This is a genomic window from Exiguobacterium sp. s43 (assembly GCF_018617255.1).
In the GTDB taxonomy this organism is placed as follows: Bacteria; Bacillota; Bacilli; order Exiguobacteriales; family Exiguobacteriaceae; genus Exiguobacterium; species Exiguobacterium profundum.
In genome coordinates this window covers 890160-913821 of the sequence record NZ_JACSJT010000001.1, presented here as the reverse complement: position 1 = coordinate 913821, position 23662 = coordinate 890160, and the positions used below count along the sequence as shown (strand labels likewise).

Sequence of the window (23662 nt, the reverse complement as noted above, 5' to 3'; positions counted from 1 at the left end):
TAGGAAATGATTTGTTTGCATGTTCCATATCGCACTCGTACATGTAACGATATTCATCGACACAATTTCTATGAACAGGTTATAGAATGACGGAAAAAACGGAGACCATCACGTGGCCTCCGTTCCTACTGTTCACTGTTCGATTATTCTTCTTCGAAATGCTGAACCTGGTCAGCGAGTGCCGCTGCCTGTCCTTCTAACTCTTGCATCAATGTAAAGATTTGATCGAAGCTTGCCTGCTGTTCTTTCATCGAGGCTGCCACTTCTTCGTTTCCTGCGGCCAACTCTTCCGTCACCCCAGATACTTCTTCAACCCGACGCAAGACGTTGTTTACCTCGTTACTCGATGTGCGCATCTCTTGTTCGATCGTGCGTACGAACGAAGCGACGTGGTCTGTCCGTTCATGGATTCGGTTGAATGCTTCTTTCGTCAATCCGAACGCTTCTAATTGCGCCTCTTGCTCGCGTTTTGACTCATTCACCGTTTCCGTCAAACGGACGACTTCTTGCTGGATCGTCTCGACGACGTGGAAAATAGAGCGAGTCGCCTTGTTGCTCTCTTCCGCCAACTTCTTCACTTCACTTGCTACGACAGCAAATCCTCGTCCCGCTTCTCCCGCACGGGCTGCCTCGATTGCCGCATTGAGGGCAAGTAAATTCGTCTGAGCCGCGACGTCTTCGACAAGCTTCGCCATCGCCTCAATCTCAGCCGTTTGTCGTGCAAAGTGGTCCATTCGCGTGACAAGCACTTCATTCCGTTCGCTTGAACGATCTAAAATGTGCTCCTGGTCCGTTAATGTTTCAATTCCAGCCGCTACTTCACGTGTCATTTCTGACGTTTCTTCCGTCGTTTGTTTCGTCTGGTTCAAGCTCGTCTCAAATGAAGTTGCCATCGTATGCACTGAGCTGAGCGTTTCTTGCAACTCATTTGCAATCGACTGTGCTCCGTGTGCCATCTCATCAACTGCGTTCGTGATGTTAGATGTCGTACTCACGACCGCTTCATTTTCGGCTGCGGCTGTTTCGGTCATCCCGTTCACTTTCATTGATGTGACTCGGATTGACCCGATCACCGTCTGAAGAGACGCCGTCATCTCACGCATGGCACGTTCAAGACGTCCGATTTCATCATTGCGCGTCGACTCAGGCAACGTGACGAGACGTCCGGCTGCAATCGCTTCGGCCACCTTGACATTTTTTTCGAGTGGTCGAGTGATCGAACGGGCAAAGAAGAAGTTATAGATTCCGAGCGCAAGAATGACAAGAATCGTCAAAAGGACCGAAATCAACAAGAGACGTTCCGTCTCATTTGCCGCCTCTACTTGAAGCGCTTCATAGAATGAACCGTTCTTTGCAATCAACGTATTGATATCATTTAACAAACCTTCTAGTTTCGCTGCCTGGATCCGAGCTCCGATACCACCTTCAAGTGCCGACTCGACATCTTCGTTCACCTGTTCGTACTTCATCGTGGCACGGTCTAAATGATTTGAAAATGCCGGAATCAAATAAGACTGTTTTAAATCATCGAATGTTTCCGCGTTCGTCACACGGATGCGCTCTAATTGAGTCAATGTAGATTGGTTCGACTGTTCGCCAAGTGACGTCCAGAGGGATTGTTCTTGTAGGAGTGACGTTTCAAGTTGAGACAATTCAATCATTTGACTTCCATACTGCTCGTTATATGTTTGCAAGCGATTCAACGTCGACAAGACGTAACTCATCATCAGTACGATTAAGACGACAGTGAAGACGGTTGAGAAGATAAAACGTTTACGTAAACTCATTTAAGTGTCCCCTCCTTCAACTGACGTTCTACCGATTCATACTCTGATGTTTCTTTCTCATCCCATTGAATGCGACGAAGCGGAGCCAAGCCGACGCCGCCCTCTTCAATTCCAAGGATGACGTGTTCATTAAATGGTTTTTCGGTCACACGACCCGCGATTTCTACAATCGCCAAATCAACTTGTTTCAACATCGACGTCACAACCGCATCTGGTGCAATCATCGATTGATCACTATCGACCCCGATTGCCTTGACGCCGTATTTTTCAGCCGTCTCGAGTACACCGACTCCTGTAAGTCCAGCTGCAGCATACAGAACATCTGCTCCCGCTTTAATTTGTTTCTCAGCGAGTTCGCGACCGAGCTCTGGTGAAGCAAAATCATTCGAGAAATCAACGAGCATCTCGACATCTTCGTTCACCGCTTTAGCGCCACGTTCAAATCCTGCTTCAAATTTTTGAATGAGTTCCATATCCATCCCACCGATAAATCCAATCGTATCGGACTCTGTCTCAAGACCAGCCACGGCGCCGGCGAGCGTACTTCCCTCTCCCTCTTCGAACGTGATATTCAAGACGTTTGGAAGTTCGGACACGCCATCGATCAAAGCAAATTGCTGTTCCGGATGTTCAGCCGCTACGGCCTCTAAGTCTTCTTGACACGCAAAACCGAGACCGACAATTACGTCATGTCCCTCTTTTACCAATTCTTCAAAACCAACTTTGTATGTCTCCGTTTCGGATAGTTCACGATAATCAACGAACCAATCGCCCGTTTCACGTAGCTCACCCATCCCACGCATAGCTGCGTCACTGAACGATTGGTCCCCGAGACCAACGTCAGATAAAACAACTCCCATCGTCTGTCGTTCTTCGACAGTGGCACTTGGATTGTCGATAACTGACTGACAACCGGACAACCAAAGGGTGCAAGCCGTGATTGTACTGAGCATTATACTTTTCTTCATATATTCAATACTCCCTCTCTCTAATGGTCTGACAACACTTATATCGACCGAGAAAGGGCTATTCTACATTATTTTTTTTAAAAGTTGTGGCAATAAAAAAAGCCATAGACATCGTCCATGGCTTCGTACACTTATTCTTTTGAAGCAGCGACCGTCGTATCAGCTAATTCTCGCTCCGGTGTAGGAGCTGTTGCAACGTTCCCTTTCCCCGCAAAGTTCTCGAGCAAGTCTTTCATATCAATGCCCGAAGAAGCTTTTAATGTTTGTTGAAGCGACGCCATGAGGTCGGTTGCGTAACCTGTCACTTTCCCGGCACCGCCGTTTTGACCGCTCCCCGTGTCGACGACCGTAATCTGATCGATGTTTCCAAGTGGCGATGCAATTTCTTTCGCATAATCAGGAAGCATCTTGACGACCATATCGAGAATCGCAGCCTGCCCGTATTGCGCGAAGGCTTCGGCAATCTTCTCTTTCGCTTCCGCTTCGGCAAGACCGGTCAAGCGGATAATTTCAGCTTCTGCCTCACCTTTCGCACGTTCAGAATCCGCTTCTGCAAGACCTGCCAAACGTACGCGTTCCGCATCGGCTTTCGCCTGTGCTTCAATACGATACTTCTCTGCATCCGCACTTGCGATTTGACGTGCCTTATCCGCAGCGGCAGACTGTTCAATCGAGTATCGATCCGCATCGGCTTTTTTCTTCACTTCTGAATCATATTGTTTCTCACGACGCATGATTTCTTTCTCTTCGAGCTCGATTTGCTTTTGACGCTCGATGATTTGAACTTGCATCTGTTGTTCAGTGACTTCTTGTTTCGCACGCGCTTCCTCAAGCTCATACGCTTGGTCGGCCCGCGCTTTGGCAACATCTTGCTCACGGCGATAAGCCGCAATCCGAAGTTGGTTCTCTTTCTCAGCTTCCGCGATTTCAGACGCACGCTCAAGCTCGGCCTTCTTCGCATCTTTCATTGCTTCCGCCTGTTTGATGCGCGTCTCTTTATCCGCTTCTGCTGTCGCGATATCAGCATCACGCTTCACTTGGGCGATACGCGGTTTCCCTAGCGATTCCAAGTATCCGTTCTTATCTCGAACGTCTTTGATGGTGAATGATACGATGACTAGCCCCATCTTCGCTAAGTCTTGTGATGCAACTCGTTGAACTTCTTGCGAAAACTTGTCACGGTTCTTATAGATTTCTTCAACGGTCATAGAACCTAAAATCGAGCGCAAATGGCCTTCTAACACTTCTTTTGCTTCATTTTCACGTTCAATCTTCGGTTTTCCGAGGAACTGCTCAGCCGCTGTCGCGATTTCACTGATCGATCCGCCGATTTTAATGATGGCTGTTCCGTCCGCCATGACCGGGACACCCTGTTCTGTATACACTTCAGGTGTCGTGACCTCTAATTTGCTTGAGAGCAAGCTGAGCGGTTCTGCTTGCTGGAATACTGGGAAGACGAACGTCCCGCCGCCACGAATGATTTTGACGCGGTTACCGGATGTATCGCTATGTACATTTTTCTTGCCTAAATAACTACCTGTCACAATCAGTGCCTCATCTGGTCCGACTGTGCGATATTTTAGTACGAATACAAACACAAGTGCGAGGATGATGACCCCGACGATAATGCTGACTAAAATAGCCGTATTCATGTGTTATATCTCCTCTCGAATTGTAGGTTCGTCATATGGCATGACGATTGCGATATTGCCTTTTACTTCAATGATAACTACCCGACGATCTGTCGAAATCGATGTACCGTCTAAGCTTTGAGCCGTCTTTAAAAGCGATCCCGTCACTGTCTCAATCAAGACTTCACCGTATCCGCCTTCAGGAATGGGCACGGTCAATCGTCCGACACGTCCAACTAATGCCTCATCCGTCAAACCAATGGACTCTTCCGCATTTGAGAGCGGTAAGAGAACAAACAAATAGAGAAGCGTCGTCAGAGCAAGAGACCCGATCAATGCGACAGCGAGCCCAATCATCGGGGAAACGTGAGCCAATGCGTTTAAGATGAGCCCAATTCCTGCCCCTAGTGCTAAGAAAGATAGGATGACTGCAGGGTTGAACCAACCTTCAAACATATCGAACGCATCGGAAAACATCATGTAAATAAAGGTTCCAAGACCAGCGATGATCAACACCCACCAATAAAGTTGATCGATTGCCTCCATTACCACCCCTCCTGTCGACGTTTTTGTTCCATCATCAGTACGCGTCGAAGTTGTTCGACTTCTAATGCAAGCCGATCTTCAATTTCATCCCACTCCGACAGTGATGAAGTGGATAAGTCGTTCACTTCTCGAACTCGACCAATGGAACGTTCAATCCGTCGCCGATTGTATATGTCGACAAATTCTTGTCGTTCGAGTCGCATCCTGTTTAAAAAATATTCCACTTCTTTTTGAACTTGAACGACTTGATCCGTCACGCCCTCAGAAGAATCTTGCATCAGTAGCCGACGCACTCTCACTTGATGAGCTACTAATTTAGCAATTCTCGCCTCGAGTTCGAGAATGTGCTTGTATAATTCCTCTACCTCATCTCGTTGCGTGTCATCGCGCCACCACACGTCCACCTCACCTCACTTTTCTCTACTCATCTCCATATACGATAAAACCTCATCTTCGGTTTCAAAAAATCATAAAAAAATGTAAAATGAATTTGCCAGACAGAAAGGAAGTGCTCATGTTGGGCAACCAAGTCATCAAGCTATCATCCGCATCACAAGAAAAACTAAAGAAAATGTATCATGAGTATGCAGTCGCGCCACCACCATATGCGTCATTCAGCGCCAAGACACCGGGATTTGTCGTAACGGTTTATCAATCAGGGAAAGTGATGTTCCAAGGAAAAGATGCTGAGACCGAGGCAGTGAAATGGGGACTACCTGCTGAGAAGAAACAAGCATCCGCACCGAACACCCTCTTACCTGAAGGATTTTCAAGTTGGTCTGTCATTGGAAGCGACGAGGTCGGAAAAGGAGACTACTTCGGACCACTCGTCGTCGTAGCGGCTTTTGTCTCACGCGATCAAATCGCACTCGTCAAAGAACTCGGCGTGAAAGATTCAAAACAGTTATCCGACCCTGAAATCATCCGGATTGCGAAAGATTTACACGCTACGATTCCCTATCAAAAAGCAACACTGCATAATCCAACATATAACAACATGCAACGGACGATGACACAAGGTAAAATGACCGCCATCGCCCATAATGCTGCACTTCGAGCGTTGCTTGAGAAAATCGGACAGAAACCCGATGCCATTCTAATCGATCAATTCGCAGAGAAGTCGGTATACTATCAACACTTGCGGGCAGAGCGGGATATCGTGCGCGACGATGTCTACTTTTCAACCAAGGCAGAAGGTCTTCATGTCGCCGTCGCAGCTGCTTCCATTTTAGCTCGCGCCTTCTTCTTAAAAGAAATGGACAAACTAAGTAAACAAGTAGGATTGACCCTCCCGAAAGGGGCAGGAGCAAAAGTCGACCAAGTCGCCGCTCAAATCATTCGAGGTCATGGACAGGATTATTTACAAAAGATTGCTAAAGTCCATTTTGCGAATACAAAGAAAGCCATCAACTTGAATGAACGTCGTTTGTAGAGCTTCGACATCAAGTATGATATACTCGTTTTACGGTTAAATGAACTTAAAATTTTTGGAGGATAGCGTTCATGTTGCATTATAAAACCTACACGATTAGTGATGACCATCCTTGGGTCATCTTTATACATGGGGCCGGAGGAAGTTTATCGCATTGGTATCGCCAACTTCGTCCCTTCCGTAAAAAATATAATGTCCTGCTCGTCGATTTACGCGGTCATGGCGGTTCATACGATGCTGAACAGTCGCTCAAACAACCATTGAATGCCTATACGTTTGATGTCGTTGCCAAAGACGTGATTGAAGTCATGGATCACTTAGGTATCGAAAAAGGGCACATGGTCGGTCTTTCTTTAGGGACGATTGTGATTCAGGCGATGTTTGAGCACTATCCGGATCGAATCGCATCAGTCGTCCTCGGCGGAGCCATTGTAAAATTTAATGTGCGCTCCACGTTGCTCATCCGACTTGGTAGTCTCGTGCAAAACTTCGTCCCCTATATGTGGTTATATAAATTATTCGCATGGATTTTACTCCCGAAGAAGCGTCACAAGAAGTCTCGGATGATGTTCGTCCGCGATGCGGCGAACTTATGTCAACGTGAGTTTATCCGTTGGTTCAAGATGACGGAAAATATTAATCCTTTATTGAATCAGTTCACTTCGATTCAAACGAACGTCCCGATTTTGTATATTATGGGTGATGAGGATTATATGTTTCTTGAAGCTGTCGAGCGGACAGCGAAACATCAACCGACAGCCAATGTTGAAATCGTTGCAGACTCTGGTCATGTGGTCAATGTAGACCAACCCGATCAATTCAATGCATTGTCGATGAATTTTATCGACGATCAGATTCAAGCACGCTCATTACAAATGAGCTAATTCAGGACGCCACTGGGCTTCCTGAATTTTTTTGTGTTTATTTTCAGAAAATATTGATTATTACAAAAATAGATGGTATTCTTTAGCAAATCCAACGAAGAGGAGATGCTCGAAATGTCCAATCCCGTACATATGAACAGCCTGCTGATTATTATTCGACTGAGGGACTGAAATCGTTTTGTTTTCAAAAAACGACTTTTCAGGCCCTTGTTCCCGTGGTAATCGGACAGGCGCCTGCAGATTGAAACCGCGCCTATCCTTGATGGATAGGTTTTTTTGTTGACATAAAGATATAGAGGAGATGATGGAAGTGAAGCAGTATATGATGGATCGAATGGTAAAAATTTCAGCAGGTATGGCAAATGCCGTACTCGTCACGCTCGGTGTCGGTTTATTGATTGAGACGATTGGTAATTTGAGCGGAATCGCGATGCTCGTACAGATTGGACAAGTCGCCAAATCATTGTTGGCACCTGCTTTAGGCGCTGGTGTCGCGTTTCAACTCGGAAGCAACACGCTCATCCTATTTAGCGCCATGATTGCTGCAACCATTGGCGGTGCAGCTTTAAAAGCGTCAGAAAGCGGACTCGTCCTCGTTCCAGGTCAACCGATTAGCGCACTGATTGCAGCGGCTGCCGCTGTATGGCTCGGAAAACGTGTCCTCGGCAAAACAAAGTTTGATATGATGGTCGTCCCGGTCACAGCCGTTTTAGGTGGTGGAATCGTTGGGGTTGCTGCAGCAGCGGTCACGACTCCTCTTATCAACTCAATCAGTCAAGGGATCACCGCATCTGTAGAAACGTCGCCGATTGCCACATCTCTTGTCATCGCACTTGTTTTCAGTGTCATGCTCATGTCGCCTGCATCATCTGCCGCACTCGCCATCGCGCTTCAACTTGACCCTGTCGCTAGCGCCGCTGCCTTGATCGGTTGCTCTGCTCAATTTGTTGGATTTACCTTAATGGCATATCGTCAAACCGACCCAGGTGGATTGGTCGCCTCATTCTTTGTCACACCGAAAGTGCAGTTTCCGAATATCATCAAAAACCCACGAATCGTCGTCCCACCGTTTATCGCCGCGATGATTTCCGCACCGATTGCTACTTTGATGTTCTCACTCCAAGTCCCATATGAAATTGCGGGTCTCGGGCTCAACTCCTTGATTGCCCCGCTTCAGATTTTAGCGGTCCAAGGGTTGGATGCCTTTCTCATCTTCACGATGACCGGCGTCGTACTCCCTGCACTCATTACATGGGCTCTTTATCGTGTGACGAGTCTTGTCGGATGGACCAAGTTCGGCGATCTCGCACTTGAGATTCAATAATAAAAGGAGCGTTGTCACATGTGGACAACGCTCCTTATTTTTTACGCTCGAAGTTCAGCGCCGTGTGTCGCACGGACCGCCTCGACGATCGTTTCATATGCTGCCGTTACTTCTTCATCTTGTAACGTTCGTGACGGGTTTTGGAACTTGAGTGAGAAGGCAATCGATTTCTCATCCGCTCCAACATTCTCCCCTGTATAGACGTCAAACAAGACGAGGTCAATCAAGAGTGGACCAGCCGCTTGGCGAATCGTTTGTTCCACTGTCCCAGCCGGAATCTCACGTGATAAGACGAGTGCCAAATCTCGTGAAATCGATGGATAACGTGGTACGTCTTGATAAAGAAGTGTCTCGTCTCCACGAAGTGCCAAGAGGTCGAGTTCGAATACATACACTTCCTTCATACCGTAGACGTCTTTCGATGTTCCTGGATGCACTTGTCCGACATATCCGATGACCTCTCCGTCCATCAAGATGTTCGCCGTGCGGCCTGGGTGCATATCGGGCATCGATACAGCCTCATACGTGACATCTAGGCGAAGCGTTTGGACTAACGTGTCGACAATCCCTTTTGCGACGAAATAGTCGACCGGAATCCGTGTTCCTTGCGAACGATGGTCCATCCAAAGACCTGCGACAACGCCGGCCACCCGTTCTTTCTCACGCGGTAACGTTTCTCCGTGCTCCGTATAGACACGTCCTGTTTCATAAAGTGCGACGTTCGATTGTTGACGCGCCGTGTTGTAGCGCGCCGCCTCCAACAATCCAGGGACGAGCGACGTACGAAGGACAGAGCGTTCTTCACTCATCGGCATCGCCAATCGGACGAGCTGATCGTCTTTCCCACCGAAGCGTGTCGCATGCGCCTCACTCGTTAACGAGTAAGTAATGGCTTGTGATAAGCCGACTCCTTGTAACAAACGACGTGTCTGTCTGCGCAGTACGTTGATTGCTGGCAAATACCCTTTCGATTGTGAGGCAGGTAACGTCGACGGGAGACTATCATATCCGTATAGACGTGCCACTTCTTCTGTGATGTCAGCCGGAAGCTCTAAATCCGGACGGCGCGATGGAATGTGTACTGTCAGCACGTCATCCCCTTCTGTCGCGAGACCGAGACGCTCTAAGATGTGAACGATCGTCTGACGATCGAGTGTCATCCCTAAACGCTTGTTTATATAGTCAATCGACACTTGGATTTCTCGGGCACGTGATTCGGCTTCACCTGAACGCACCGCATCATGAATGGCTCCTCCACCGAGTTCGACAATCAATTGCGCAGCACGGTCAAGCGCGAGCATGACACGTTCTGGGTCAACGCCTTTTTCGAAACGAGCGCTTGAATCTGAACGAAGACCGAGCGTTCGGCTTGTCTTGCGTACAGATGCCGGATCAAAGTACGCTGACTCTAAAACGATATCTGTCGTTGAAGTATCTACCTCTGTATTGGCACCACCCATGACGCCAGCGATGGCGACCGGGGCTTTCCCGTCCGTAATGACCATCATCGATGTATCGAGCGTGCGTGTCACGTCGTCGAGTGTGACCATTTCTTCTCCATTTTCGGCTTGACGGACTACAATCGAGTTGCCGAGTTTCTTCGCATCGAATGCGTGAAGCGGTTGTCCGATTTCAAGCATCACGTAGTTCGTCACATCGACAATGTTGTTGATTGGACGGACACCTTCTGCGATCAAGATATTCTTTAGCCATTGTGGCGATTCTGCAATCGTTACCCCTTTTACTTCACGAGCTGCGTAATATGAACAGTTCTGCGTTGCGAGTTCGATGGATACATCAGTTGGGGATGATGAAGTGACATCTGCTGTCGGCAACGTGTAAGGACGTTCTAAGATGGCCGCAACCTCATGAATGATTCCATAAAGGCTCAAGCAATCTGAACGGTTCGGTGTCAAACCGAGTTCGATGACCTCATCGTCCAAGTCGAGCAAATCGAGCACATCTGCACCGACTTGTACCGATTCACGGAATGTATGGATCCCATCCTGCTCGTCTTCCCGAATTTGTTTCTTCTCAAAGCCGAGCTCTTCGAGTGAACAAATCATCCCTTGTGATTCGACACCACGAAGTTTTGCTTTTTTGATTTTAAGTCCTGGTAAGCGTGCGCCGACTTTGGCCACGATTACATGTTGCCCTTCGCGCACGTTCGGTGCGCCACAGACGATTTGAACAGGGTCACACTCTCCGATATCCACTTTCGTCACGTTTAACTTATCCGCTTCTGGATGTTTCTCACATGAAAGGACCCGTCCGACGACGATCCCAGAAAGTCCTTCCCCACGATTTGTCACACTTTCGACTTCGATTCCGTTCTTCGTAATCAAGTCACCGAGCGCTTCGCCGCTTAAATCGGATACATCAATATATTGATTCAACCATTTTTTTGAAAGTAACATCTGTCTTCCTCCTTAGAATTGCTCGATGAAACGTAAGTCATTTGTGTAGAAATGACGGATGTCATCGACGCCGTGTTTGAGCATCGCCATACGCTCCACTCCGATTCCGAATGCGAATCCTGACACTTTTGATGAGTCATAGCCAGCCATCTCCAATACATGAGGATGGACCATTCCGCCTCCGAGAATCTCGATCCAACCGGTTCCTTTACAGACGTTACACCCTTTCCCGCCACACTTGAAGCAAGAGATGTCGACTTCGACCGATGGTTCCGTGAACGGGAAGAAGCTTGGACGAAGACGAATTTCGCGCGTTTCACCGAATAACTGCTTCACGAACACTTCAAGTGTCCCTTTTAAGTCAGCCATCGAGATGGATTCATCGACAACCAATCCTTCGATTTGCATGAATTGATGCGAATGCGTCGCATCGTCTTCATCACGACGATACACTTTACCTGGACAGATGATGCGAATCGGCTTCCCATTCGCCTCCAACATCGTGCGAGCCTGTACAGGAGATGTATGAGTACGAAGCAACGTCTCTTCCGTGATATAGAACGAGTCTTGCATGTCTCGTGCCGGATGATCTTTCGGCAAGTTCAGCATTTCGAAGTTATAGAGATCGGTCTCGACTTCAGGACCTTCAGCAATCGTATATCCGAGTCCAACGAACAAATCTTCCATCTCGTCGATGATTTGTTGCAAGAGATGGCTATGGCCAGGAGTCGATGTCCGTCCCGGGAGTGTCACATCAAGCGTTTCCGCTTTTAACTTTTCCTCTAATTCAATCGCCTTCACTTCTTCGATTCGAGCATCGAGTGTGCTTTGAATCGCGGTACGAACGGTATTGGCCAACTCACCGATGACCGGACGTTCCTCAGCAGATAATTTACCCATGCCACGAAGTACTTCAGTCATCGGTCCCTTTTTCCCTAAATATTTGATGCGGACGTCATTCAATGATTTTTGTGTGGATGCTTGTTTGATTTCTTCTAACGCTTCCACTTGTAACTGTTCTAATTGTTCTTTCATGTGTTCGCTTCCTCCTCTACATAAAAAAGTCCCTTCAGTCGTTGACTGAAGGGACGAATCATCGCGGTACCACCCTACTTGGCCAATTCATGGCCCACTTGAGAGCATCGTTATCGTGATGCCAAACCGGTGTTGTCTCCAACACGACTCCAGAGTGAATTCAGCGACGAGTCCGGCAAAGGCTCTCAGTCACGGCCATTGCTCCCTGAACGGAATCGGTCATTCGCTTACTATGTTCTTTCAACGTCATATCTTATTCATCGATGTGTTTAACCTATCACGTTTTTCACGTGCTGACAAGATTATTGTAAAGCGATGCGATACATTAAAATGCCTGCAGCGACCGCCGCGTTGAGCGATTCTGCATCACCAAGCACTGGAATATGCACACGTGTGTCACAGAGTGCCAATACATCAGCATGGACCCCTTGCGCCTCATTCCCAATCACGAGGGCCACCTTGTCTTCGAATGCAACTTGCTCATACGATGTCGCCTTTGAGAGGGCAGTCCCATATACGTGGAAGCCATCCTCTTTCAACTCAGGTAATTTTTCAAGCAAGTCGACCGTGGTCACGTTCACGTGAAACAGCGATCCTTGTGTGGCACGCACGACTTTGGCGTTGAACGGATCGACCGTTCCTTTCCCGAGTAGCACGGTATCGAATCCGGCAGCATCTGCTGTTCGAATCATCGTACCGAGATTACCCGGATCTTGTACTCGGTCAAGTACGAGTACTTTCTTCATCTTACGTTCAACCGGTGTCATCTTGACAACGGCAAACACGCCTTGGGTCTTTTCTGTTTCGGAAAGAAGGTCAGCAACGTGGTCGGATAACTCGAGAACCGGCATATCCTCAAGACGCCACGTTCCTTTCGGTGAATACGACTCAGCCATGATGAGTTGGACGAGTCGACCGGCACGAATGGCCTCGTCCACCAAATGCTCTCCTTCTACTAGGAATTGACCCGTTTCTTGACGACCTTTTTTCGTCATCAATCGTTTTAATCGTTTAATCGTCTCGCTCTTCGTAGACGTAATCTTCGTCATATTATCCCTCTTTCAACCATTGGACCGTTTCGTGGTCTAAACGTTTTGTCAATGCGACAACGAGTTGAACCGCTGCCTCGTAATCATCTTTATGGATGATTGACACGTTCGTGTGTAAATAGCGGACTGGCACTGTCAATGCGATAGCCGGCATCCCGATCCCAGAAAGGTGGAATCGCCCAGCATCTGTGCCACCGCCTGGCGTTAAATCCAATTGATATTTGATGTCTTGTTCTTTTGCGACGTCAACGATGAGGTCGACAAGGCGTGGGTTCGTGACGGTGGTCGCATCAAAGAAGATGACTTGCACACCGTCACCAAGTTTTGACAACCCTTCTGCTTGGGTCATTCCTGGTGTATCACTTGGAATGCCTGTATCGACAGCAATCGCGACATCCGGGCGAATCAAGTTGGCAGCGGTAACCGCTCCACGTAATCCGACTTCTTCCTGTACCGTCGCTCCTGTATAGACGACGCCAGGGAATGAATCTTCCTTCAGACGTTTTGCTGCTTCGATGGCAATCGCACATCCGATTCGGTTGTCCCATGCCTTCGCCATCAAGAAGTTCTCATTTTTCATGACAGTGAATTCACAATGGGGCACGACCGTATCGCCTGGACGAATTCCCCAATCAGCCACTTCGTCTTTCGACGTGGCACCGATATCTAAGAACATATCTTTGATTTCAACGGGTTTTTTTCGTGCCTCGAGCGGTAGGACGTGAGGTGGTTTCGCACCAATGACACCGGGAATCTTTTCACCAGACCGTGTGACAACATCCATTCGCTGTGCCAACAGCACTTGGTTCCACCAGCCACCGAGCGCTTGGAAACGAAGGAAACCGCCTTCTTCCACACGTGTCACCATGAAGCCGACTTCATCCATGTGACCCGCAATCATGACACGTGGACCTTCAGCATCTCCTGTCACTTGACCAAATAGACTTCCGAGACCATCCTGTTCAAACGACTCGACGTGTGGTTCGAGGTATTCACGCATCAATTGACGGACTTCTCCCTCATTGCCCGGGACGCCTGTTGCATCCGTCAAACGTTTTAACATATGTAACGATTCATTCATACCAATCCGCTCCTTTTCATTAATATCCTTGATTTTGTCGCTCATGGTTTACTTCATTTTTATTCATGTATGCCAGCAAAATGAGTTGCTCATTAAAACCGAGCGTATAACCAAGTTCGAGATAAGCTGCCATCAGCGTCTCGTACATGGCTTCCGTTTTTGAAAGACCAAAATTCGTCACTTTTCGATAAATATCTAAAAAAGCATCAGTCGCATCAAGATATGAACTTCCCGCAGGAAACGCATCTCGTTCATACCCAAGCGCAAGACCAAGTGACAGTAAGAAATGAATGCCGTCTACATATTCTTCTAAGATCACATCTTGAGGCGACGGTCCTTTCTTCGACCAAAACTTAAAGCTACGTGTTTCGTTAGCCAGTTCACCGAGCTCGACAAGCAGCGCCAGTAACCGTTCATCGAATTGATTGCCGGATAATCCATGTTGTACTTTGATCCGCTCGTCTAATTCGCGCTGCCGATCAAACAATGTTGTCCAGTTCACCGGATGTTCCTCCTCTGTCTCCACTTATAGCAGTACTAAAATCATTAAAGACCAGCCTAATGCTAAAATCAATACTTGTAATTGAAGCAGTTTTGGGGCATGAACAGCCTTCTTCCGAGTCAAATGAAGACCGAACAAGGCACCGATGGCTCCTCCTGCATAGGCGTATAGGACGTTAAAGTCACCTTTTCCTTGCGCATACTGTTTCGCTTGGATATAAGTGTAAACGTTCAAGATAATGAGCGCTAAGGCGACGATCGCAACAACCGATTGATTCATACGCTTTCCTCCTTCTCTTAATTCTAAGAAATTCTAAAGAAAAAAGAAAGCGCCGAGAGAGTGTCTCGGCGCTGTCGATTGAACGATTACGCGTTCAATTTTGATTTAGCTGTTTCAGCGAGTGACGCGAATGCCTGTGCATCTGTCACAGCAAGCTCAGCAAGCATCTTACGGTTGATGTCGATTCCTGCAAGCTTAAGGCCGTGCATCATACGGCTGTATGAGAGACCGTTTGTACGTGCTGCCGCATTGATACGTGTGATCCAAAGACGACGGAAATCACGTTTCTTCTGACGACGGTCACGGTAAGCGTACATGAGTGACTTCATGACCTGTTGTTTTGCTACTTTAAATAGAATGTGTTTCGAACCAAAGTATCCTTTGGCAAGTTTAATTTGCTTTTTACGACGTTGACGAGTCGTATAACCGCCTTTTACGCGTGGCATATGGATTCCCTCCTAAATTGTTTCTGTATTACTTCGCGATCATGTTGCGAATGCGTTTGAAGTCTCCAGCTGATACGATAGCGCCTTTACGGAGCTTACGTTTCGCTTTAGTCGATTTGTTTGCGAACAAGTGACTTGTGTAAGCGTGTGAACGCTTGAGTTTACCTGATGCTGTACGTTTGAAACGTTTTGAAGCACCGCGGTGCGATTTCATTTTCGGCATGAGTATTTCCTCCCCACTGAGAATCGATAATTAATCTTCTTTGTTCGGAGCCAGCACTAAGAACATGCTGCGTCCTTCCATCTTCGGCTTTTGTTCAACTGTTGCCAAATCGGCACATTCCGCTGCCATTTTGTCCAAAACACGTTTCCCGATTTCCGAGTGTGTGATGGCACGTCCGCGGAAACGAATCGAAGCCTTCACTTTGTTTCCTTTTTCAAGGAACTTGCGTGCATTACGCAATTTTGTTTGGAAATCGTTGTCCTCGATTGTTGGACTGAGACGTACTTCTTTCATTTGGATGACTTTTTGGTTTTTACGCGCTTCTTTCTCCTTTTTCTGGAGTTCGAAACGGTACTTCCCATAATCCATAATTTTAGCGACCGGTGGATTTGCTTTATCCGCGACTAAGACGAGGTCTAGTTCCGCTTCTTCAGCTAAACGTAACGCATCGTTACGTGATGTCACACCGAGTTGTGCACCGTCTGCGCCAATGAGACGTACTTCACGGGCACGAATGTTTTCGTTGATAAAGAGCTCTTTGCTAATGGTTAGCACCTCCATCGTGCGATTGCACGAGATTTAGATTGACAAGACAACATGGCAATAAAAAAAGCGTCGGCAGTTTCCCACCCACACATCAGTTGAGGTCATAAAACGGCAGACGATGCCGAATGAACCAAGAACTTGATGGACCTGCCTGATGACTCTCAGACGAGGTGAAAAGCGGGTGCTTCTGCTTTGTTGTTTTTAATCACTATGTCATCTTAGCACTAGCAGGAAAAGATGTCAAGATATCGCGCATGAATAATTGGTAGCTCACACTTTTATGATGATACCAGTCATTCTCTCGTTTCGCAATACCTTTTCAAAGGGAATAATGAAATATCAAAGGAGGGATCGACATGAACTGGCGAAAAGATATATCGCGAGAACATGACTACCATGATCAAGTCCAGCAGATTGTCAGTAAGACGATGCAAGCACATGGGCTAGAAGACGAAAAATTACAGGCGGTATTAACAGACTTATTAGAAGAAATGAATCGCATTACTTTAAAAATCGTCGATGACCATGAGTCGGCTCAGAATTATATCCATAAACGGTGGTACTAAAAAAGGGCGTCTGCCCCTTTTTAGTACCACCTAGTTTGTAAGCGATTTGAAGAAGTTACCGATGGCCTCAAACAATCGGGCAAAGAATCCTTTTACTTCTTCTTGTTCAAGGAATGCCTGCACATCTTGACCCGCATCTTTCAATCCACTACTGATTGCTGACCAATCAAGATTTGCTTGCTGCATGTTTTCGAATAGCGTCGTCAGTTGATCGAGTTGACCCTCAGACAACTGAACGTTATTTTGATTCAATACTTGAATGACGATGTCACGAATCTCAATATTTGTCTCTGGCATCTGATTTGCGATTTCCGCTTTAATCTCGTTCATGAGACCTGCTACGTCCTCTTGTCCGACTGTCTTACCGATTTCAGACGTGACCGCCAGCTCTTCTTGCGCCAATTCTTTTCGTTCATCCGACAGTTCAATCCCGGTCTCGGCCGCGGTCTGATCATATGCCTTCATAATTCCCGTCAAGGCCGAGGTACCCGTCACGTTAATCGGTGACGTGATATAAATATCGGCATCCGTCACACCCGCCGTGACGAGGGCGTTCGCATACATATCTTTCGTGACCCACGTCACGTTTTCCGTCTGAATATCAAGACCAGTCCCGTTCGTCAACTTGATTCGGGCAGACGAGTACATGCCGCCTCCACGTTGTGCTTGCGGGACCGAATCACCTAAATACTTTTCTTCATCTGCGGCAGTCGCGATAATGGGTTCGATTCCTTCTGGGGCATCCATACGCTCAAGTACCCATTTTTGTTGCTCTGAAGATAATGATTCACCGAGGGTCACAATCGTATCATTGACGATTGCCTCCGCTCCGACTTTCGGAAGCGCTCCTGTGAACGCAACCGCTCCAATAGTAAGTGCCAATACTGGCTTCATATAATTCATTAAGTATCACTCCTTACGTTTACGATACGTGTAGATGACCAAATACACATCCGTCTATAGACCGAAAAAAACCACCTTTCTGGTTGGAAAGGTGGTCCCTCACTTAACGTGAACGGTTCGCAATCTCATCTGTGAGCGATGCGATGAATTCATCAAGTGAAACAGAAACTTGTTCCTGCTGACCGTAGCGGCGAATATTGACCGCACGCTCATCTCGCTCTTTATCGCCAAGAACGAGCGTCATCGGAATCTTCTTCATTTGTGCTTCACGAATCTTATAGCCTAGTTTCTCGTCACGGAGATCCGTTTCGACACGGACACCACGTTTGACCAGTTCTGCTTTCACTTCTGCGACGTATTCGTCGTGGACGTGTGAAACCGGGATCAACTTGACTTGGACCGGTGCGAGCCATGTCGGGAACGCGCCTTTATACTCTTCAATCAAGTAAGCGACAAACCGTTCCATCGTCGAGACGACACCACGGTGCAAGACGATTGGACGATGGTCCTTACCGTCTGGCCCAGTGTATGTCAAATCGAAACGTTCCGGAAGCAAGAAGTCGAGTTGGACAGTCGAGAGCGTCTCTTCTTTCCCAAGTGCCGTCCGTACTTGTACGTCAAGTTTCGGTCCGTAAAATGCCGCTTCGCCTTCTGCTTCAAAGTACGGAAGTTCGAGCTCGTCCATCGTTTCTTTCAACTGACTTTGTGCCATTTCCCAAATGGCATCGTTATCGAAATACTTCTCTTTATCAGCAGGATCGCGATACGAGAGACGGAAACGATAATCTTTTATGCCAAAGTCAGCGTATACTTCTTGAATCAAATGAACGATGTCTTTGAATTCTTGCTTCATCTGTTCAGGTGTAACGAACGTATGTCCATCATTCAATACCATATAACGAACACGTTGTAGACCTGTGAGCGCCCCTGACATCTCGTAACGGTGCATCCCACCAAGCTCAGCGATTCGAAGTGGAAGTTCGCGGTACGAACGTGGCTCATGTTTGTAGATTGTCATGTGGTGCGGGCAGTTCATCGGACGAAGGACGAGTTCTTCGTTGTCCATCTCCATTTTCGGGAACATGTCTTCTTGATAGTGATCCCAATGACCAGATGTCTTATACAAGTCGACCGAACCGAGAACCGGTGTGTAGACATGTTGATATCCGAGTTCGAGTTCTTTATCAACGATGTAGCGCTCGACCGTACGACGTATCGAAGCCCCTTTCGGAAGCCACATCGGAAGCCCTTGACCGACTTCTTGTGAAACGAAGAAGAGGTCGAGTTCTTTCCCGAGTTTACGATGGTCGCGTTCTTTCGCCTCTTCAAGAAGACGCAAGTGTTCAGCGAGTTGTTCTTTCGTCGCCCACGCTGTCCCGTAAATACGCTGTAGCATCTTATTGTCTGAGTCCCCGCGCCAGTAGGCACCAGCCACGCTCATCAATTTGAAGATTTTCAACTTCGATGTTGACGGGACGTGAGGTCCACGGCAAAGGTCAAAGAACTCACCTTGATGATAGATTGTAAGAGTTTGATCAGCAGGAATGTCCTCAATCAACTCAATCTTGAGCGGATCTCCCAATTCTTTATAACGAGCGAGCGCCTCGTCACGAGAAACGACTTCACGTGTGATTTCTAAGTTTTCGTCGACGATGCGTTTCATCATCTTTTCGATTTCAGGAAGGTCTTCCTCATTGATGCGACGATCCATCTCGATATCGTAATAGAACCCGTTCTCAATCGTCGGTCCAATTCCGAGATAGATGTTGTTGTCTTCTCCGTATAACCGTTTGATCGCTTGAGCCATCAAGTGCGCTGACGAGTGACGCATCAAATCAAGACCATCTTCCGAGTCCGGCATCACGAGTTCGATTTTGCCGTCATGTTCGATTGGACGACGATAGTCGATGAGTTCTCCGTCTAGTTTTGCTGCGATTGCCTTTTTACGAAGTCCCGGACTGATCGAGCCCGCGACGTCTTCTGCTGTGACGCCTGCATCAAATTCTTTTACCGCGCCATCTGGAAATGTTAATTGAATCATGTACATCTGTCCCCTCTCAAAAAATGAATATAAAAAAAGCCCATCCCTCAAAAAGGGACGAGCTTTGATTCTCGTGGTACCACCCTCGTTCCCAAGCAATCTGCTTGGCTCGAACACACGATAACGAGTGTGAATCGCCGCACGATTGACCCGTACGGTGCTCTGAGGGAGTAAATCCATCGTCGTCGTTAGGAAGCTTCCACCGCCCTTCCCTCGCTAAAACTCGTCTCGATGATCCATATCCTCTTCTATGCATCCTTTATATGCTTCTTAGTATAGTCAACTCACCAAAGAAAAACAATCCTTTACCGACGGCGATTTTCACCCTTTAACTCAATTTGGGTCGTCGTCGTGGAAATACGTTGCATGAGTCGCTGTGCCTTCATTTTATTTTGCGGCGAACCATCGATTGAAAAGTGCGTCTCGAGTTCTTCTCCGCTAAAGTTTGAACTGTAGAGCGTCGGCAAGCGATGCATCATCCGATACTGAAGAATGATCCCGAACAATTCATCTCGTACCCACGGACTGATGGCTTCAGCTCCGATGTCATCAATCAGTAAGACTGGCACATGTTGAAACGACGTCAAGAAAGAGTCGAACGACTCGGTACGAATTTTGCGTTTCGCCTCCGACACAAAGCCCGGAGCATGGACTAGAATCGTCTCGATGTCCGCCACCTTCAACTCATTGGCGATTGCGGCGAGTAAATATGTCTTCCCGACGCCAAAACTACCATGGAGATAGAGGCCGTTCACTTTTTGACGAGACTTCATCCCTGTTACAAATCGCATCGCTTCACGCAATGCGATTTTACGCGCGTCGTCGCCCCAATCGAAAGATTCGAAACTCGCCTCGCGAACTTCTTCCGGTAAAAACAAACTTTTGAATTTACGGTCCATTTCTTTTTGTCGTCTCGCCTGGCGATGTGCGACCGTTTCTTCATATCGAATTGCAATCTGTCCTAAATCGACATAAAGTACCGGTTGATGGCCTGGGATGACGGCCTGATCTTCTCTGAACGTTTTTCCATCCATCTGTTCCGCGTACTCACTCAGTTTGGTAAACCCGATTTCAATCGCCTTCTCCTCTAACTCTGGATGAGCGTTCAAAAATGCAATGACACCCGGGTGGTTCAGTGTACGTCTGCGAATCGACTCGTACGCCTCCCGAACTTCTTTTCGGTTCATCAACTGAGACAGCGACTGATTGATTCGTTCCATCCCCTCACCCCTTCTCTTTCAATTCATTTAATAGTTTCACAAGTTCCGCGTCATCCGGTACGGACGACTCGAGTTCTTTTTTCCTCGCTTGGTCGTATGAGCGCTGTTGTTTCGCCTCGTCCTCGAGCCATTTCGGCATATCCCCTTGTTGGGGTTTCCGTCGTGACCCGACTGTGGTGCGTTGCACACTCTCACGTTTTTGCTGTTTCTTCTCGATGAGCGCATCTTGAGATTCTTCACGCTCTAGCGCTTCTTTTGCATTCGTATAGCCCGCTGTTTTCCAACTCGTCGCAATGCGCAAGACATAGTTCTCGCTCAGCCGCGTCTGCTTCTTCACTTCGATACAGTAATAGAAGAGCGCATTGATGACCCCTGGCGCGAGACCGAGTGTGTCGACGAGTTCAATGACTAACTGTTCATCACTTTTTGAAAGTTGCGGGGTCTTCCGAAGCGTCGAGACATATTGATGTGGGTGTGCGGACTCCATCACTTCGGGATCATGCAAATCTCCTAGTTTCGTCTGTTCAAGTTCGACGGTCTTCTCTTTCCGGTGGCGCGTCTGTTTCTTCTTCAACTGCAGAACCATTTGACGACAACCGTCCCGCTTCTCTTGCTCGCTGAGTGGCAGGTACGCCTCATGTACGAAATATTCTTTCAACATTTCCGCCATCGTCTCTTCATCGAGTTGTGACACGTAGGCCAATTTTGTGATCGTTTCGTCTAATTTTTTCGTGAAAAATCCAACTGGAAAATTCGTCAGTTTTTTCACAATTTCCATATCGAACGAATAGTTGATCTCAATCTTAGCCCGGTCCGGCTTTTCATAATTTTTTTGTGTGAACGCACGATGGTTTACTCCTTTGACATCAAATACTTCATTGAAATCCTTTGTCACTTCGACGATACCTGCAGGCAACGGATCAATCGTAAAACGCCCTTGTAGTTGTTTGAATCGTACTTCCCCGACTTTATAGAAGAGGAAACTCGACAGTAACCCATCATTCAAAAACGTGTGCGGTGCAAGCGGAACACGTAACTGATAAACGTATTGTGTCAATCGAGCGTCTTTTGTTTTATAGGTGCGCACTAATCCGATCGCTTCTAAGCGGAACAAACTGTCCATTAACTCATTGATAGAGAACTCCAACATCTCACACAATGCACTATGGGACATATAGTTGGATTTCATTTTGCCCGGTTTTAGTTCGCTCCATAACGTTTGATAGAGTGCGAGCGCCTTCACCCCGATGACAGGTTGATATAAGTGGTAAAGGGACTGGTACGATTCACGGTCGACTAGACCGGTACTCATGATTAACAATTCGTCCGTCCCAAAGATTGTACGTTCTTTCTCCATGGCTCTCTCCCTTGAAAAAAGGGCGACCAGCAGGCCGCCCTTTAGTTGGTCGAATTTTCTTGCTTCATTAAATCTTCAAGTTCTTTAAAGAACACCGTGATGTCTTTGAATTGACGATAAACCGATGCAAACCGAACATATGCGACTTCATCGACTCGTGCAAGTTCATTCATCACAAGCTCGCCTACTTGTTCACTTGGAATTTCTGACTGGGCGAGGGCACGGAGTTGCTGTTCGACTTTCGTCACAACCCCTTCGAGCTGTTCAAGTGTGACAGGTCGTTTCTCGCACGCCCGAATAATGCCGCGAAGCACTTTTTCACGACTGAACTCTTCACGATTTCCATCTTTTTTAACAATGATGAGCGGTGTCTGTTCAACCGTCTCAAACGTTGTAAACCGATACCCACATTTTTCACATTCACGACGACGTCGAATCGAATAATGGTCTTGCACCGGACGGGAATCGAGCACTCTCGTTCCATTATGATCACATTTCGGACAACGCATGCTCAAACCTCCTTATCGTTCGACTGTTTTATTACCAATGGCACGTAACGGGAATTGTTGCGTGAGCGCCTCGTAGTAGTGCGATACAATTTGCGAAAGGTCTGCACCGAGTCGCTGTTCACGGTTTAATGTAAAATCGACAGCCGTCCGGCCGCCATCCACTTGTACAATCGTGATGAGCCCGTCCCAGCCTTCTCCGAGAAACGAAAGTTCTCCTCGATTCGCATCGATTCGACGAACCGTCTGACCGTTCTCTTGAATTTTTCCTTCTAACCATTGCAACATCGCATGTGACGATGCCGCATAGTAACGTGTTTGGAGCATTTCATTTTTATGTGTATCTTTCGTTTCAATATGTGTTTGTAACTTATCTAACAGTCCCATAATCCACCTCAACGCCTGAGTTATATACGTTAAGCATATCAAAATTAAGGCGACAACAAAACAATTAAAAGGGCTGACCGTTAAACGGTCAGCCTCAAAAGGTCAATCTGATTTATTTGCTGATTGCCACTTGCGCTTCCGGAACACGAATTGGTCCCATTCCACGCTCAAGTTTCACATCTTCACGTACTTTTGCATCCAATCCTTCAGCAATATACTGCGATGCTGTAGCCGGATCGATTCGATCTCCACATGTAAACACGTCAACTGACGCATAGCCATGTTCTGGGAAACTGTGAATCGTTAAGTGTGATTCTGAAATGATGACGACTCCACTTACACCGTGTGGCGCAAATTTGTGGAATGCAACTTCGCGGACTTCAGCGCCCGAACGAAGAGCAGCATCGACGAACAAACGCTCGATGTAGTCGATATCATTTAATTTGTCGGGATTGCACTCCCAAAGTTCTGTAATAATGTGACGTCCCATAGTATCCATATTAGTGGATCCCCCTTTACATCAATGGTCTCA

25 protein-coding genes are annotated in these 23662 nt (G+C 47.3%); 4 read left to right on the top strand and 21 right to left on the bottom strand.

What is annotated here, in order from left to right; genetic code table 11:
* Window positions 1-143: 143 nt before the first annotated feature.
* From KNO79_RS04670 to KNO79_RS04650, 5 genes are all read right to left on the bottom strand, one after another.
* Window positions 144-1787, bottom strand: a complete 1644-nt coding sequence (locus tag KNO79_RS04670; RefSeq protein WP_074036563.1) for a methyl-accepting chemotaxis protein — start codon at window positions 1785-1787, stop codon at window positions 144-146.
* Complete coding sequence (locus tag KNO79_RS04665; protein WP_159562516.1) at window positions 1784-2755, bottom strand: BMP family lipoprotein; 972 nt, start codon at window positions 2753-2755, stop codon at window positions 1784-1786. The genes KNO79_RS04670 and KNO79_RS04665 overlap by 4 nt, the downstream gene beginning before the upstream one ends.
* A gap of 131 nt (window positions 2756-2886) precedes the next feature.
* Window positions 2887-4407 carry a flotillin lipid rafts scaffold protein FloT gene (locus KNO79_RS04660; RefSeq protein ID WP_074036561.1) on the bottom strand — a complete coding sequence of 507 codons (1521 nt, stop codon included), beginning with the start codon at window positions 4405-4407 and terminating at the stop codon, window positions 2887-2889.
* 3 nt (window positions 4408-4410) lie between these two features.
* A complete protein-coding gene (locus KNO79_RS04655; RefSeq protein WP_074036559.1) occupies window positions 4411-4932 on the bottom strand; it encodes an NfeD family protein in 522 nt (173 codons plus the stop codon).
* Window positions 4932-5330, bottom strand: coding sequence for a hypothetical protein (locus KNO79_RS04650; RefSeq protein WP_196430893.1), 399 nt, complete (start codon window positions 5328-5330; stop codon window positions 4932-4934). The genes KNO79_RS04655 and KNO79_RS04650 overlap by 1 nt, the downstream gene beginning before the upstream one ends.
* A gap of 119 nt (window positions 5331-5449) precedes the next feature.
* Between KNO79_RS04650 and rnhC the strand changes: the two genes are divergently transcribed.
* The 3 genes from rnhC (at window position 5450) to KNO79_RS04635 (ending at window position 8572) form a co-directional block, all read left to right on the top strand.
* Window positions 5450-6364 (top strand): ribonuclease HIII, encoded by a 915-nt coding sequence (gene rnhC / locus KNO79_RS04645; RefSeq protein WP_374193980.1) that lies wholly within the window; start codon window positions 5450-5452, stop codon window positions 6362-6364.
* Window positions 6365-6435: 71 nt separating this feature from the next.
* Window positions 6436-7248 carry an alpha/beta fold hydrolase gene (locus tag KNO79_RS04640; protein WP_078147177.1) on the top strand — a complete coding sequence of 271 codons (813 nt, stop codon included), beginning with the start codon at window positions 6436-6438 and terminating at the stop codon, window positions 7246-7248.
* 301 nt (window positions 7249-7549) lie between these two features.
* A complete protein-coding gene (locus KNO79_RS04635) occupies window positions 7550-8572 on the top strand; it encodes a PTS sugar transporter subunit IIC (protein WP_074036553.1) in 1023 nt (340 codons plus the stop codon).
* Window positions 8573-8613: 41 nt separating this feature from the next.
* Here the strand turns inward: KNO79_RS04635 and pheT are convergent, their stop codons facing one another.
* From pheT to infC, 9 genes are all read right to left on the bottom strand, one after another.
* On the bottom strand, window positions 8614-10989 hold the full coding sequence (gene pheT / locus KNO79_RS04630) for a phenylalanine--tRNA ligase subunit beta (protein WP_214690733.1): 2376 nt from the start codon (window positions 10987-10989) through the stop codon (window positions 8614-8616).
* 12 nt (window positions 10990-11001) lie between these two features.
* Entirely contained in the window at window positions 11002-12024 is a 1023-nt protein-coding gene (pheS, locus tag KNO79_RS04625; RefSeq protein WP_159562521.1) for a phenylalanine--tRNA ligase subunit alpha, read from the bottom strand.
* A gap of 302 nt (window positions 12025-12326) precedes the next feature.
* Window positions 12327-13073: a TrmH family RNA methyltransferase gene (locus KNO79_RS04620; protein WP_159562522.1), complete on the bottom strand. Its 747-nt coding sequence runs from the start codon at window positions 13071-13073 to the stop codon at window positions 12327-12329.
* A 1-nt stretch (window position 13074) separates the two neighbouring features.
* Window positions 13075-14154, bottom strand: coding sequence for a M42 family metallopeptidase (locus tag KNO79_RS04615; RefSeq protein WP_031423180.1), 1080 nt, complete (start codon window positions 14152-14154; stop codon window positions 13075-13077).
* Between the two features lie 19 nt (window positions 14155-14173).
* Entirely contained in the window at window positions 14174-14656 is a 483-nt protein-coding gene (locus KNO79_RS04610; protein WP_159562524.1) for a dUTP diphosphatase, read from the bottom strand.
* Window positions 14657-14680: 24 nt separating this feature from the next.
* A complete protein-coding gene (locus KNO79_RS04605) occupies window positions 14681-14935 on the bottom strand; it encodes a hypothetical protein (RefSeq protein ID WP_214690732.1) in 255 nt (84 codons plus the stop codon).
* A gap of 86 nt (window positions 14936-15021) precedes the next feature.
* Window positions 15022-15381 carry a 50S ribosomal protein L20 gene (rplT, locus tag KNO79_RS04600; RefSeq protein WP_012726696.1) on the bottom strand — a complete coding sequence of 120 codons (360 nt, stop codon included), beginning with the start codon at window positions 15379-15381 and terminating at the stop codon, window positions 15022-15024.
* A gap of 28 nt (window positions 15382-15409) precedes the next feature.
* Window positions 15410-15604 carry a 50S ribosomal protein L35 gene (gene rpmI, locus KNO79_RS04595; protein WP_012726697.1) on the bottom strand — a complete coding sequence of 65 codons (195 nt, stop codon included), beginning with the start codon at window positions 15602-15604 and terminating at the stop codon, window positions 15410-15412.
* 30 nt (window positions 15605-15634) lie between these two features.
* Window positions 15635-16165: a translation initiation factor IF-3 gene (gene infC / locus KNO79_RS04590; RefSeq protein WP_012726698.1), complete on the bottom strand. Its 531-nt coding sequence runs from the start codon at window positions 16163-16165 to the stop codon at window positions 15635-15637.
* A gap of 341 nt (window positions 16166-16506) precedes the next feature.
* On the opposite strand from infC, the gene KNO79_RS04585 reads away from it, so the two are divergent.
* Window positions 16507-16716 carry a hypothetical protein gene (locus tag KNO79_RS04585; RefSeq protein ID WP_214690731.1) on the top strand — a complete coding sequence of 70 codons (210 nt, stop codon included), beginning with the start codon at window positions 16507-16509 and terminating at the stop codon, window positions 16714-16716.
* A 30-nt stretch (window positions 16717-16746) separates the two neighbouring features.
* Here KNO79_RS04585 and KNO79_RS04580 read toward each other — a convergent pair whose 3' ends face one another.
* From KNO79_RS04580 to speD, 7 genes are all read right to left on the bottom strand, one after another.
* Window positions 16747-17619, bottom strand: a complete 873-nt coding sequence (locus KNO79_RS04580; protein WP_084543060.1) for a DUF1002 domain-containing protein — start codon at window positions 17617-17619, stop codon at window positions 16747-16749.
* 103 nt (window positions 17620-17722) lie between these two features.
* Entirely contained in the window at window positions 17723-19666 is a 1944-nt protein-coding gene (gene thrS / locus KNO79_RS04575) for a threonine--tRNA ligase (protein ID WP_214690730.1), read from the bottom strand.
* A 299-nt stretch (window positions 19667-19965) separates the two neighbouring features.
* Entirely contained in the window at window positions 19966-20880 is a 915-nt protein-coding gene (gene dnaI / locus KNO79_RS04570) for a primosomal protein DnaI (RefSeq protein ID WP_074036533.1), read from the bottom strand.
* A 4-nt stretch (window positions 20881-20884) separates the two neighbouring features.
* Entirely contained in the window at window positions 20885-22237 is a 1353-nt protein-coding gene (locus tag KNO79_RS04565) for a DnaD domain protein (RefSeq protein ID WP_012726704.1), read from the bottom strand.
* Window positions 22238-22278: 41 nt separating this feature from the next.
* Complete coding sequence (gene nrdR / locus KNO79_RS04560; protein ID WP_012726705.1) at window positions 22279-22746, bottom strand: transcriptional regulator NrdR; 468 nt, start codon at window positions 22744-22746, stop codon at window positions 22279-22281.
* A gap of 12 nt (window positions 22747-22758) precedes the next feature.
* Window positions 22759-23130 (bottom strand): hypothetical protein, encoded by a 372-nt coding sequence (locus KNO79_RS04555; protein ID WP_031423166.1) that lies wholly within the window; start codon window positions 23128-23130, stop codon window positions 22759-22761.
* Window positions 23131-23242: 112 nt separating this feature from the next.
* Window positions 23243-23629, bottom strand: coding sequence for an adenosylmethionine decarboxylase (gene speD / locus KNO79_RS04550; protein ID WP_012726707.1), 387 nt, complete (start codon window positions 23627-23629; stop codon window positions 23243-23245).
* Window positions 23630-23662: the final 33 nt, after the last annotated feature.

What these genes read in the sequence shown, in the direction of transcription:
- KNO79_RS04585 (WP_214690731.1), top strand. Translation starts at nt 16,507, where the DNA reads ATGAACTGGCGAAAAGATATATCGCGAGAACATGACTACCATGATCAA.
- KNO79_RS04640 (WP_078147177.1), top strand. Translation starts at nt 6,436, where the DNA reads ATGTTGCATTATAAAACCTACACGATTAGTGATGACCATCCTTGGGTC.
- KNO79_RS04655 (WP_074036559.1), bottom strand. Translation starts at nt 4,932, where the DNA reads ATGGAGGCAATCGATCAACTTTATTGGTGGGTGTTGATCATCGCTGGT.
- rpmI (WP_012726697.1), bottom strand. Translation starts at nt 15,604, where the DNA reads ATGCCGAAAATGAAATCGCACCGCGGTGCTTCAAAACGTTTCAAACGT.
- infC (WP_012726698.1), bottom strand. Translation starts at nt 16,165, where the DNA reads ATGGAGGTGCTAACCATTAGCAAAGAGCTCTTTATCAACGAAAACATT.
- KNO79_RS04620 (WP_159562522.1), bottom strand. Translation starts at nt 13,073, where the DNA reads ATGACGAAGATTACGTCTACGAAGAGCGAGACGATTAAACGATTAAAA.
- KNO79_RS04665 (WP_159562516.1), bottom strand. Translation starts at nt 2,755, where the DNA reads ATGAAGAAAAGTATAATGCTCAGTACAATCACGGCTTGCACCCTTTGG.
- pheS (WP_159562521.1), bottom strand. Translation starts at nt 12,024, where the DNA reads ATGAAAGAACAATTAGAACAGTTACAAGTGGAAGCGTTAGAAGAAATC.
- pheT (WP_214690733.1), bottom strand. Translation starts at nt 10,989, where the DNA reads ATGTTACTTTCAAAAAAATGGTTGAATCAATATATTGATGTATCCGAT.
- KNO79_RS04555 (WP_031423166.1), bottom strand. Translation starts at nt 23,130, where the DNA reads ATGGGACTGTTAGATAAGTTACAAACACATATTGAAACGAAAGATACA.
- thrS (WP_214690730.1), bottom strand. Translation starts at nt 19,666, where the DNA reads ATGTACATGATTCAATTAACATTTCCAGATGGCGCGGTAAAAGAATTT.
- nrdR (WP_012726705.1), bottom strand. Translation starts at nt 22,746, where the DNA reads ATGCGTTGTCCGAAATGTGATCATAATGGAACGAGAGTGCTCGATTCC.
- KNO79_RS04580 (WP_084543060.1), bottom strand. Translation starts at nt 17,619, where the DNA reads ATGAATTATATGAAGCCAGTATTGGCACTTACTATTGGAGCGGTTGCG.
- KNO79_RS04565 (WP_012726704.1), bottom strand. Translation starts at nt 22,237, where the DNA reads ATGGAGAAAGAACGTACAATCTTTGGGACGGACGAATTGTTAATCATG.
- KNO79_RS04615 (WP_031423180.1), bottom strand. Translation starts at nt 14,154, where the DNA reads ATGAATGAATCGTTACATATGTTAAAACGTTTGACGGATGCAACAGGC.
- KNO79_RS04670 (WP_074036563.1), bottom strand. Translation starts at nt 1,787, where the DNA reads ATGAGTTTACGTAAACGTTTTATCTTCTCAACCGTCTTCACTGTCGTC.
- KNO79_RS04605 (WP_214690732.1), bottom strand. Translation starts at nt 14,935, where the DNA reads ATGAATCAATCGGTTGTTGCGATCGTCGCCTTAGCGCTCATTATCTTG.
- KNO79_RS04635 (WP_074036553.1), top strand. Translation starts at nt 7,550, where the DNA reads ATGATGGAAGTGAAGCAGTATATGATGGATCGAATGGTAAAAATTTCA.
- rplT (WP_012726696.1), bottom strand. Translation starts at nt 15,381, where the DNA reads ATGCCACGCGTAAAAGGCGGTTATACGACTCGTCAACGTCGTAAAAAG.
- KNO79_RS04660 (WP_074036561.1), bottom strand. Translation starts at nt 4,407, where the DNA reads ATGAATACGGCTATTTTAGTCAGCATTATCGTCGGGGTCATCATCCTC.
- dnaI (WP_074036533.1), bottom strand. Translation starts at nt 20,880, where the DNA reads ATGGAACGAATCAATCAGTCGCTGTCTCAGTTGATGAACCGAAAAGAA.
- speD (WP_012726707.1), bottom strand. Translation starts at nt 23,629, where the DNA reads ATGGATACTATGGGACGTCACATTATTACAGAACTTTGGGAGTGCAAT.